Origin of the sequence: Streptomyces termitum (assembly GCF_014650175.1) — a bacterium.
Lineage (GTDB): Bacteria > Actinomycetota > Actinomycetes > Streptomycetales > Streptomycetaceae > Streptomyces > Streptomyces termitum.
This window is the reverse complement of the sequence record NZ_BMUL01000001.1, coordinates 682,334-693,198: the sequence shown is the minus strand read 5'-3', so window position 1 is coordinate 693,198 and position 10,865 is coordinate 682,334. Positions and strand designations below refer to the sequence as shown.

10 protein-coding genes are annotated in these 10,865 nt (G+C 74.3%); 4 read left to right on the top strand and 6 right to left on the bottom strand.

Annotated features, from left to right (window positions below):
* On the top strand, positions 1-482 hold a 482-nt coding region (locus IE219_RS03360), incomplete at its 5' end, for an acyl-CoA carboxylase biotin carboxyl carrier protein subunit (RefSeq protein WP_189974928.1).
* Positions 483-709: 227 nt separating this feature from the next.
* Here IE219_RS03360 and IE219_RS03355 read toward each other — a convergent pair.
* Together IE219_RS03355 and IE219_RS03350 are read right to left on the bottom strand one after the other, a co-directional pair.
* Complete coding sequence (locus IE219_RS03355) at positions 710-1,648, bottom strand: DeoR/GlpR family DNA-binding transcription regulator (protein WP_229849554.1); 939 nt, start codon at positions 1,646-1,648, stop codon at positions 710-712.
* Between the two features lie 225 nt (positions 1,649-1,873).
* The gene (locus tag IE219_RS03350; RefSeq protein ID WP_189974926.1) at positions 1,874-3,313 is read right to left on the bottom strand and encodes an NAD(P)H-quinone dehydrogenase; all 1,440 of its coding nucleotides are present in this window, start codon (positions 3,311-3,313) and stop codon (positions 1,874-1,876) included.
* A 228-nt stretch (positions 3,314-3,541) separates the two neighbouring features.
* Between IE219_RS03350 and IE219_RS03345 the strand changes: the two genes are divergently transcribed.
* The 3 genes from IE219_RS03345 (at position 3,542) to IE219_RS03335 (ending at position 6,724) form a co-directional block, all read left to right on the top strand.
* Positions 3,542-3,979: a gamma-glutamylcyclotransferase family protein gene (locus IE219_RS03345; RefSeq protein ID WP_189974925.1), complete on the top strand. Its 438-nt coding sequence runs from the start codon at positions 3,542-3,544 to the stop codon at positions 3,977-3,979.
* Between the two features lie 198 nt (positions 3,980-4,177).
* Positions 4,178-4,981 carry a purine-nucleoside phosphorylase gene (locus tag IE219_RS03340; RefSeq protein WP_189974924.1) on the top strand — a complete coding sequence of 268 codons (804 nt, stop codon included), beginning with the start codon at positions 4,178-4,180 and terminating at the stop codon, positions 4,979-4,981.
* A gap of 90 nt (positions 4,982-5,071) precedes the next feature.
* Positions 5,072-6,724 (top strand): phospho-sugar mutase, encoded by a 1,653-nt coding sequence (locus tag IE219_RS03335; protein WP_189974923.1) that lies wholly within the window; start codon positions 5,072-5,074, stop codon positions 6,722-6,724.
* A gap of 75 nt (positions 6,725-6,799) precedes the next feature.
* On the opposite strand, the gene IE219_RS03330 is transcribed toward IE219_RS03335, so the two are convergent.
* The 4 genes from IE219_RS03330 to IE219_RS03315 form a co-directional block, all read right to left on the bottom strand.
* Complete coding sequence (locus IE219_RS03330) at positions 6,800-7,612, bottom strand: phosphate ABC transporter ATP-binding protein (protein ID WP_229849569.1); 813 nt, start codon at positions 7,610-7,612, stop codon at positions 6,800-6,802.
* Positions 7,613-7,661: 49 nt separating this feature from the next.
* Entirely contained in the window at positions 7,662-8,534 is an 873-nt protein-coding gene (locus tag IE219_RS03325; protein WP_189974921.1) for a sortase, read from the bottom strand.
* A complete protein-coding gene (locus tag IE219_RS03320; RefSeq protein WP_189974920.1) occupies positions 8,531-9,709 on the bottom strand; it encodes a hypothetical protein in 1,179 nt (392 codons plus the stop codon). The genes IE219_RS03325 and IE219_RS03320 overlap by 4 nt, the downstream gene beginning before the upstream one ends.
* Before the next feature lie 140 nt (positions 9,710-9,849).
* Positions 9,850-10,824 (bottom strand): substrate-binding domain-containing protein, encoded by a 975-nt coding sequence (locus IE219_RS03315; protein ID WP_189974919.1) that lies wholly within the window; start codon positions 10,822-10,824, stop codon positions 9,850-9,852.
* Between the last annotated feature and the right edge of the window lie 41 nt (positions 10,825-10,865).

The following is a 10,865-nucleotide window of genomic DNA, read 5'->3' as shown; positions in this document are numbered from 1 at the left end:
CCGCCTTCACCACCGACCCCTTCCGCATCCACACCCGCTGGATCGAGACCGAGTTCACCAACGACATCAAACCCTTCGCCCCCACCACCCCCGGCGGTGACGAGGGCGAGGACGAGACCGGACGCGAGACCATCGTCGTCGAGGTCGGCGGCAAACGCCTCGAAGTCTCCCTGCCCTCCTCCCTCGGCATGAGCCTGGCCCGCACCGGGCTCGCCGCCGGCGCCAAGCCCAAACGCCGCGCCGCGAAGAAGTCCGGGCCCACCGCCTCCGGCGACACCCTCGCCTCCCCCATGCAGGGCACCATCGTCAAGGTCGCCGTCGAAGACGGCCAGGAAGTCCAGGAAGGCGACCTCATCGTCGTCCTCGAAGCCATGAAGATGGAACAGCCCCTCAACGCCCACAAAACCGGCACCATCACCGGCCTCACCGCCGAAGTCGGCGCCTCCCTCACCTCCGGCGCCACCATCTGCGACATCAAGTAGCACCGGCACCACGACGCCGAGGGCCCCGGGCAGCGACACCGCCCGGGGCCCTCGGCGTGCGCGGGCGAAGCGGGCGTGCGGGCGGGGGCTCGATCAGCGGCGCGGGTTCCGGGCGGGCGGGTTCAGCGCCGTCCCGGCGGGGGCGGCGGACCCGGGCGCGCGGCCCCGGCGGGATAACGGGCCGGAGGCGTACGGCGCGGCGGCGGGGCGCGGCTGCGGGGGCACGGTCAGCGGCGGCGCATGTCGGCGACGCGGGCGGTGCGCTCCAGGGGCTCGGCACCCATGCCGGGGCCGGGGCGGAACTGTCCGGCGGGCGGTCGGCCGCCGCGCTGGACGGGCAGGGGCAGGTCGCGGCGGCCCCGGGCGCCGGGGGGGAGCTGCTCGGTGCCGTGGCCGTGGCCGTGGCCCGGACCGCTCTGGCCGGTGCCCGCCACGGCGATCTGCACGCCCTGGTCGGCGAGGGCCTGGAGCTCGGTGGCGGCCCGGTCGTCGTGGGCGGGCGGCTCGTCGGTGACCAGGCGGGTGATCACGTCCGTCGGCACCGTCTGGAACATGGTGTCGGTGCCGAGCTTGGTGTGGTCGGCGAGGACGACGACCTCGGCCGCCGCCTGCACCAGCGCCCGGTCCACGCTCGCGGAGAGCATGTTGGAGGTGGAGAGGCCGCGCTCGGCGGTCAGACCGCTCCCGGAGAGGAAGGCGCGGGAGACCCGCAGGCCCTGGAGCGACTGCTCGGCCCCGCTGCCCACCAGGGCGTAGTTGGAGCCGCGCAGGGTGCCGCCGGTCATGACGACCTCCACGCGGTTGGCGTGGGCGAGGGCCTGGGCGACGAGCAGCGAGTTGGTCACCACGGTGAGGCCGGGCACCCGGGCGAGCCTTCGGGCCAGCTCCTGGGTGGTGGTCCCGGCGCCGACGACGATGGCCTCGCCCTCTTCGACCAGGCTCGCGGCGACGTCCGCGATGGCCGTCTTCTCCGCGGTCGCGAGATGGGATTTCTGCGGGAAGCCGGATTCTCGCGTGAATCCACCCGGCAACACCGCACCGCCGTGCCGGCGGTCGAGGAGTCCTTCTGCCTCCAGTGCCCGTACGTCGCGGCGTACGGTCACTTCGGAGGTCTGGACGACACGGGCGAGCTCGCGGAGCGACACGGCCCCATTGGCTCGCACCATTTCGAGGATCAATTGGCGACGTTCAGCAGCGAACACGAAACTGACAGTAACGTGACCCGCTGCCAGTTTTCAGCGGTATGCGCCGAATTGCAGAAGATGCACACGGGCGGGGTCCCCAAGTGGTATGGAGGACCCCGTCATTGATCGTTCTATGCCCCGGCTTGCCGGGGGTTGTCCGAGTCGGCGAACCGTTTCCCCAGTTGAGAACGGCGGCGCCTGGCGTGCTTACGCCTCGTCGGCCGTCTTCCGGGTGTGCAACTGCCGTGCCACTTCCGCGATCGAACCCGAAAGGGAGGGGTACACGGTGAAAGCATTTGCGATCTGTTCGACGGTCAGATTGTTGTCGACCGCGATCGAGATGGGGTGGATCAGCTCGCTCGCCCGGGGGGCGACGACACAGCCGCCGACCACGATGCCGGTGCCCGGACGGCAGAAGATCTTCACGAAGCCGTCCCGGATGCCCTGCATCTTGGCGCGCGGGTTGCGCAGCAGCGGCAGCTTGACGACCTTGGCGTCGATCTTGCCCGCGTCCACGTCGGCCTGGGTGTAGCCGACGGTGGCGATCTCGGGGTCGGTGAAGACGTTCGAGGAGACCGTCTTCAGGTTCAGCGGGGCCACCGCGTCGCCGAGGAAGTGGTACATCGCGATCCGGCCCTGCATGGCGGCGACCGAGGCGAGCGCGAAGACGCCCGTCACGTCACCGGCCGCGTAGACGCCCGGGGCGGAGGTGCGGGAGACCCGGTCGGTCCAGATGTGGCCGGAGTCCTTCACCCGGACACCGGCCTCCTCCAGGCCCATCCCGGCGGAGTTCGGGATGGCGCCGACCGCCATCAGGCAGTGGGTGCCGGAGATGACCCGGCCGTCGGAGAGGGTCACCTCGACCCGGTCGCCGACCCGCTTGGCGGACTCGGCGCGCGAGCGGGCCATGACGTTCATGCCCCGGCGCCGGAAGACGTCCTCCAGGACGGCGGCGGCGTCCGGGTCCTCGCCGGGCAGCACCCGGTCGCGGGAGGAGACGAGGGTGACCCGGGAGCCGAGCGCCTGGTAGGCACCGGCGAACTCGGCGCCGGTGACGCCGGAGCCGACCACGATGAGCTCCTCCGGGAGCTCCTTGAGGTCGTAGACCTGGGTCCAGTTCAGGATGCGCTCGCCGTCGGGCTGCGCGTCGGGCAGCTCGCGCGGGTGGCCGCCGGTGGCGATCAGCACCGCGTCCGCCGTCAGCGTCTCCTCGGAGCCGTCGGCGGCCGTCACGATCACCTGGCGGGAGCCGTCCACGGCCTGGCGGCCGGAGAGCCGGCCCCGGCCGCGCAGCACCCGGGCGCCCGCCCGGGTGACCGAGGCGGTGATGTCGTGCGACTGGGCCAGCGCGAGGCGCTTCACCCGCCGGTTGACCTTGCCGAGGTCCACGCCGACCACGCGGGCGGCCTGCTCGATGTGCGGGGTGTCGTCCGCGACGATGATGCCCAGCTCCTCGTAGGAGGAGTCGAAGGTGGTCATCACCTCGGCGGTGGCGATCAGGGTCTTGGAGGGGACGCAGTCGGTCAGGACGGACGCGCCGCCGAGGCCGTCGCAGTCCACGACGGTCACCTCCGCGCCGAGTTGGGCGCCCACCAGGGCCGCCTCGTATCCGCCGGGTCCGCCGCCGATGATCACGATCCGGGTCACTGGGATCTACGCCTCGCGCTCTCGTTCTGCCGGGGGGTCGCCCCGCTGGGCTGCAGTGCGTACGCCATTGTCCCGCACGCTTCAAGTGCGTACCCCATTCTCCCGCACGGCGCCGGGTCCCTCTCCCCGGGGCCCCGGAAGCCGCCCGGGCGGCCGTGCGGGAGCCCCCGGACGGCCCCCACCTCGGTGTTCACCGGACACCCCGGTCACTCCCGTACCCTCGGTCCCATGTCGCTCTACGCCGCCTACGCCGGCAACCTCGACGCGCGGCTGATGAGCCGCCGCGCCCCCCACTCCCCGCTGCGCGGCACCGGCTGGCTGAACGGCTGGCGGCTCACCTTCGGCGGGGAGCAGATGGGGTGGGAGGGGGCGCTCGCCACCCTCGTGGAGGCCCCCGGCCAGCAGGTCTTCGTGGCGCTGTACGACATCGCCCCCATGGACGAGGAGTCCATGGACCGGTGGGAGGGCGTCGGGCTCGACATCTACCGCCGGACGCGGATCCGGGTGCACACCCTGGACGGCGACGAGCCCGCCTGGGCGTACGTGCTCGACGCCTACGAGGGCGGGCTGCCGTCCGCGCGCTACCTCGGCGAGGTCGCCGACGCCGCCGAGTCCGCGGGCGCCCCCCACGACTACGTGATGGAACTGCGCAAGCGCCCCTGCTGACGGGCGGCCCCGGTCCGGGGTCCGGGCGGTCCCGCCGAGCCGGGCGTGGCGGCGGTCTCGTCCGAAACGACAAGACAACGATCGCATGTCCGTCCGCACTGTCATCTACGCGCGTAGGAATTCTCCCGCTAGGCTTCTTCGCGAAGGAAATCGTCCGGGGCGCCCCTCGGACCCCCCTCCCCGAGGCGAAGAGAGCCAGTGAACGCCACCACCACCCCGTACGAGGCCGCCGAGGCCGCCGCCGCGCGCCTGCGCGAGCTGACCGGAGCCGAGAAGCACGACGTCGCCCTGGTCATGGGCTCCGGCTGGGCCCCGGCCGTCGACGCCCTCGGCACGCCCGAGGCCGAGTTCCCCGTCACCGAGCTGCCCGGCTTCCCGCCGCCGGCCGTCGAGGGCCACGGCGGCAAGATCCGCTCGTACAAGATCGGCGAGAAGCGCGTCCTGGTCTTCCTCGGCCGCACCCACTTCTACGAGGGCCGGGGCGTCGCCTCCGTCGCCCACGGCGTCCGCACCGCCGTCGCCGCCGGCGTCGGGACGGTCGTCCTGACCAACGGCTGCGGCGGTCTGCGCGAGGGCATGCGCCCCGGCCAGCCGGTCCTGATCAGCGACCACCTCAACCTGACGGCCGCCTCCCCGATCGTCGGCGCGAACTTCGTGGACCTCACCGACCTGTACGCGCCGGAGCTGCGCGCGCTGTGCCGGGAGATCGACCCGACGCTGGAGGAGGGCGTCTACGTCCAGTTCCCCGGCCCGCACTACGAGACCCCGGCCGAGATCAACATGGTCCGCGTCATGGGCGGCGACCTCGTCGGCATGTCCACCGTCCTGGAGGCCATCGCCGCCCGCGAGGCCGGTGCGAAGGTCCTCGGCATCTCCCTCGTCACCAACCTCGCGGCCGGTCTCTCCGGCGAGCCGCTGAACCACGAGGAGGTGCTCCAGGCGGGGCGCGACTCGGCGGCCCGGATGGGTGAGCTGCTCACCCGGGTGCTCGACCGGATCTGACGGACCGCCGGTGCCGGCGCGCGGAGCGGGTAGAGGCTCCGTGCGGCGGCCCGCGCCGCCTTCCTCCCCCTTCCTCCCGAAAGGCACACCGTGACGCAGGACGACCTCCTCCCCCGGGCCCTGGCGTGGCTCGCCGAGGACCCCGACGGCGAGACCCGCGACGAACTCGCCGCGCTGATCGAGAGCGGCGACCGGGAGGAGCTGGCCGCGCGCTTCGCCGGCACGCTCCAGTTCGGCACCGCCGGGCTGCGGGGCGAGCTGGGCGCCGGGCCGATGCGGATGAACCGGGCCGTCGTGATCCGGGCCGCCGCCGGGCTCGCCGCGTACCTGAAGGGGAAGGGGCAGACCGGTGGTCTGGTCGTCGTCGGGTACGACGCCCGGTACAGGTCGGCCGACTTCGCGCGGGACACCGCCGCGGTGATGACGGGGGCCGGGCTGCGCGCCGCGCTGCTGCCGCGCCCGCTGCCGACACCGGTCCTCGCGTACGCCATAAGGCACCTGGGGGCCGTCGCGGGCGTCGAGGTGACCGCGAGCCACAACCCGCCGCGCGACAACGGCTACAAGGTGTACCTGGGCGACGGGTCGCAGATCGTGCCGCCGGCCGACGCGGAGATCGCCGCCGAGATCGCCGCCGTCCGGACGCCGGCGGACGTGCCCCGGCCCGAGAGCGGCTGGGAGACGCTGGGCGAGGAGGTCCTGGAGGCGTACCTGGCCCGGACCGACGCCGTCCTCACGCCGGGCTCGCCGCGCACCGCGCGGACCGTCTACACGGCGATGCACGGGGTCGGCAAGGACGTCCTGACGGCGGCCTTCGCCCGGCACGGCTTCCCGCCGCCGGCGCTGGTCGCCGCGCAGGCCGAACCCGACCCGGCCTTCCCGACGGTCGCCTTCCCGAACCCGGAGGAGCCGGGCGCGATGGACCTGGCCTTCGAGGCCGCCCGCGCCGTCGACCCCGATCTGGTCATCGCCAACGACCCGGACGCCGACCGCTGCGCGGTGGCCGTGCCGGACGCCTCGGCGGACGGCGGCTGGCGGATGCTGCGCGGCGACGAGGTCGGTGCGCTGCTCGCCGCGCACCTGGTGCGCAAGGGCGCGCGGGGCGTCTTCGCCGAGTCGATCGTGTCGTCCTCGCTGCTGGGCCGGATCGCGGAGGCGGCCGGGGTCGGGTACGAGGAGACGCTGACCGGCTTCAAGTGGATCGCCCGGGTCGAGGGGCTGCGGTACGGCTACGAGGAGGCGCTCGGCTACTGCGTGGACCCGGAGGGCGTCCGCGACAAGGACGGCATCACGGCGGCGCTGCTCGTCACCGAGCTGGCCTCGGAGCTGAAGGAGCGGGGCCGGACGCTGACCGACCTGCTGGACGACCTGGCGGTGGAGCACGGGCTGCACGCCACGGACCAGCTGTCGGTGCGGGTGGAGGACCTGGGTGTCATCGCGGCGGCGATGGCCGCGCTGCGCGAGAAGCCCCCGGTGCGGCTCGCGGGCCTGTCCGTGGTCTCGGCGGAGGACCTGACCGAGGGTTCGGCGGCGCTGCCGCCGACGGACGGGCTGCGCTACCACCTGGACGGGGAGTACCGGGCGCGGGTGATCGTGCGGCCGTCGGGCACCGAGCCGAAGCTCAAGTGCTACCTGGAGGTCGTGGTGCCGGTGGCCGGGGCGAGCGGTCTGGCGGCGGCCCGGGAGACCGGTGCCGAGGTGCTGGGCGCGCTGAAGAAGGACCTGGCGGCGGCCGCCGGGCTCTGACCGCGCGACGCGTGGAGCGGGCGGGGCCGGTACGGGAGTTCCCGTACCGGCCCCGCTTCTGCTTCTCCACGTCCCTTATCCGAAGCGGCCGTTGACGTAGTCGGCGGTGCGGGGGTCGCTCGGGGAGCCGAACATCCGCTCCGTCGGGCCGTGTTCGACGATGACGCCGGGGGTGCCCTGCTCGGCGAGGAAGAAGGCGCAGGAGTCGGAGACCCGGGCGGCCTGCTGCATGTTGTGGGTGACGATCACGATGGTGACCTCGGAGCGGAGTTCGGCGATGGTCTCCTCGACGCGCCGGGTGGAGGTCGGGTCGAGGGCCGAGCAGGGCTCGTCCATGAGCAGGACGCGGGGGCGGACGGCGAGGGCGCGGGCGATGCACAGGCGCTGCTGCTGGCCGCCGGAGAGCGCGCCGCCGGGCTGCCGGAGCCGGTCCCTGACCTCGTTCCACAGCCCGGCGCGGGTGAGGCACTCCTCGACCAGGGCGTCCTTCTCGTCGCGTCCGGCGCGGACCCCGCCGAGCCTGAGTCCGGCGAGGACGTTCTCGTACAGGGACATCGCGGGGAACGGGTTGGGCTTCTGGAAGACCATGCCGATCTCGCGGCGGGCGTGGGTGATGCGGCGGCCCCGGTCGTAGATGTCGGCGCCGTCGAGGAGGACGCGGCCCGCGAGGGAGGCGGAGCCGACGAGTTCGTGCATCCGGTTGAGGATGCGCAGGAAGGTGGACTTGCCGCAGCCGGAGGGGCCGATGAGGGCGGTGACCTCGCGGGCGGGCATGGCGAGGGAGACCCGGTCGAGGACCTTGCGGTCGCCGAACCAGGCGGAGACGGCCTCGGCGTCGAGGGCGCCGGCGCGGGTGGCCGGCCGCTTCCCGGCGGGGACGGGCGGCAGGGTGACGGTGTCGGCGAGGTCGGTCACGGGTGCATCAGCTCCGGGTTTCTCACAGGAGGTTGGGCAGGAGACGGGTCAGTTCGCCGGAGACGAGGACGCCGAGGGCGAGGAGGACGGGGGTGGCGGCGATCCAGGTCTGGCGGGGGCCCCAGCGGCGGCGGGCGGCGACGGTGAGGAGGGCGGCGGCCAGCAGGCCCTGGGCGCCGAGGAAGACCGTCGGCCAGGCGGCCTGGTCGCCCCGGAGCGGTTTCTCGGCGTCGGCGAGCCAGCCGGGGCGCAGCGGCCGGGGCGGGCTGGGCCACACCTCGGAGACGAGTTTCGCGTCGACGAAGAGGGCGTTCTCGGGGGTGTACGCGCCGCCGCTCGCGGTCACCAGGGTGAGGCGGCCCTCGCCGGCCCGGGGCGGGGCGGGGACGGGGTCGCCGGGGCGGCGGACGCCGAGCACCTCGTAGACGGCCTCGCCCTGGCCGGTGGTCAGCTCGACGCGGGCGCCGGACGGCAGCCGGTGCACGTCGTTGAAGGGACTGCCGTATCCCCACTGGCGGCCCATCAGGACGGCCTGTCCGGCCTGGCCGGGCAGCGGGGTGTCGCGGCGGTGGCCGGGCCCGGACATGAGGATCCCGGAGGTGGTGCCCTCGGCGACGACCTCGCGCAGGCCGAGGACGGGGACGCGGAGCAGGGCGACGGGGTCGCCGGGGGTGACCGGCCTGCCGTCGTAGGTGGTCTGGCCCACCGGGGCGGTGCCGAGGGCGAGCCGCTCGCGCAGGGTGTCGTAGGCGGTGGCCTGGTCGCGGGCGTGCTGGAGGTGGCCGACGACGGTGAGGTTGGCGGCGAAGCCGAGGAGCAGCGCGGCGAGGACGCACAGCGCCGCCCCGGCCAGGGCGGCGCCGGGACGGGCGGTGGGGGGCGGTGCGGTGGTCACGGCCGGGCGCCCGCCCGGCGGCGGCGGACCTGGAGGACGGCGGCGGCGCCGGTCAGGCAGAGGGCGAGGGCGCCGAGCGCGGCGGAGGCCGCGGTGGCGGTGCCGGTGGCGGCGAGGGTGCCGCCGGAGCCGCCGGCCGTACCGCCGCCGGTGCCGTCGGAACCGCCGGAGCTTCCGGTGGCGCCGGTGGTGTCCGAGGCGGTGTCCGAAGGAGTGCCGGAGGGCGTCCCGGAGGGGGTGTCGGTCGGGGTCTCGGAGGGCGTGCCGTCGGTGGGGGTGCCGTCGGTGGGGGTGTCCGTGGGCGGCTCGGTCGGGGTGCCCGACGGGGTGCCGGAGGGCGTGCCCGAGGGAGTCCCGGAGGGGGTGGTGCCGGAGGGGCTCGGGGAGGCCGGCGGGACGGCGTAGAACATGGCGGCGACCTGGGACGGCGTGTGGGCCGCCGGGTCGGCGGGGGTGTACTGGGCGAGGACGGAGAAGGAGGAGTTGACCTCCGCGCTCATGGTGGCGGTGACCTCCGCCGCGCCGCCGGCCACGTCCTCGCTGCCGAGCTCGACCAGTTCCTCGCCGATCAGGCCGAAGAAGGCGACCGTGCCGGTGGCGGTGGCGGGCTGGACCCGGGCCCGGACGGTGAAGGGCTCGCCGGCCGGGCGGCCCGCGCCGTCGTCCTCGACGACCAGGTTGGTGGCGCGCTGGTCGACGGCGGTCCAGTTCTCTCCGGCGACCTCGATCACGCGGGAGAAGTACGTGGTGCCCTCGCCCGCGGCGGTGGCGCAGAACAGCCGCAGTTCGTAGCGGCCGTCGAGGGGGCCGGCCGGGACGAGTTCGCGCAGCCGGTCCAGGAGCGGGGCCTGGCCCGCGCCGGGGGCGGCGGGCGCGCCGGTGATCGGGGCGGTGCCGGGCGGGGCGGCGGGCACCACGTCGGCGATCGGGGCGGCGGGGACGGTCCAGTCGGCGCCGGCCAGCGCGAGGACGCCCTTGGTGAACGGCTGGGCGGGGTCGGCGGGGGCGGGGCAGGCGTCGCCCGCGGTGACGGCGGCCGGGCCCGCGGCGAGGGTGCCAGTGGCGGGGGTGAGGGTGAGGTCGCCGCGCCGGTCGGCGGCGGAGGCGGGCGTGGAGAGGGCGAGGACGGCCGCCAGGACGCCGCAGAGGAGGGCGAGGGCCGTGAGCAGGGCCACGGGTGTCCGGTGTGGTGCGAGGGACTTCATGAGGTGGTGTTCCTCCGGGGCGGGTGGTGGCGGTGGGAGGCGGGACGGGGACGCCGCGGGGCCGGGCACCGCGGGGGTGCCCGGCCGTCACGCGGTCAGGGGAGTGCCGGTCAGCGCTCGCCCTTGAGGAGGGTGGCGCCGCAGTTGGTGCCGAGGGTGCCGAAGCCGTAGGCGGTGATCGTCGTGGCGGCGGCGCAGACCTTCGAGGAGGAGCCGACGAAGGTGGAGGCGATCGTGGCGTTCGTCAGCTTCGCGGTCGGGACCACGTTGTAGACGTCGCGGGTGAAGGGGAAGGACAGGTTGAGCGTCTTGTCGGCGTTGCGCGGGGCGACGGTGCCGACGGAGCCGAGGACGGCCGCGCCGCGGCGGTCGGTGACGACGGCCTTCTCCTGCGCCGTGTACTGGGCGACGGAGTAGGGGGCGATGTCGCCGGCGGTGTCGAGGGCGGTGCCGTCGTTCTCCTGGACGCCCTGCTGGACGCAGGCGCCGGGGGTGGCGACGTTGATGGCGGAGAGGAAGAACTGGCGGGTGCCGGAGTTGGCCTGCGGCAGGATCGGGGTGAGCGCCACGCCGTTGAGCGTGGTCAGGTTGCACTCGTAGATGTCCTTCAGCTGCGCGGCCGTCAGGTCGGCCGGCAGGGCGCTGTCGGAGCGCTTGACCCAGCTCACGGCGTCCTTGGCGAAGGGGATCCAGGTGAGGTCCGTGGTGCTGGTGTCGGCCGGGCCGCGCGAGGAGCGGGCGAAGTCGAGGCAGCCGGAGTTGGTGTCCACGGCGTTGCGGAGCGCGTCGATGCCGGCCGAGGAGCCGTTGGGGCGGTTGATGACGCAGCCGGTCGCCTTGGTCTTGACGGTGGCGGTGCCGGTGGCGTCCCAGGAGGCGATGACCTTCTGGTTCAGGGCGTTGACGACGACGTTGCCGAGGCCGTTGAGGACGTCCTGGGTCGTGTCGGAGCCGGCACCCGCGAGGGTGCGGTACTGGGTGACGGGGTTCGGGTCGGCCTGGGCCGCCGGGGCGAGGGCGGCGCCGAGGGCGAGGACGGCCACACCGAGGGCGGCACCGGCACGAGCGCGGGACTTGACGTTCACTTCTGATCTCCTCCGCGAAAACGGATTTCATGGAATGGAAG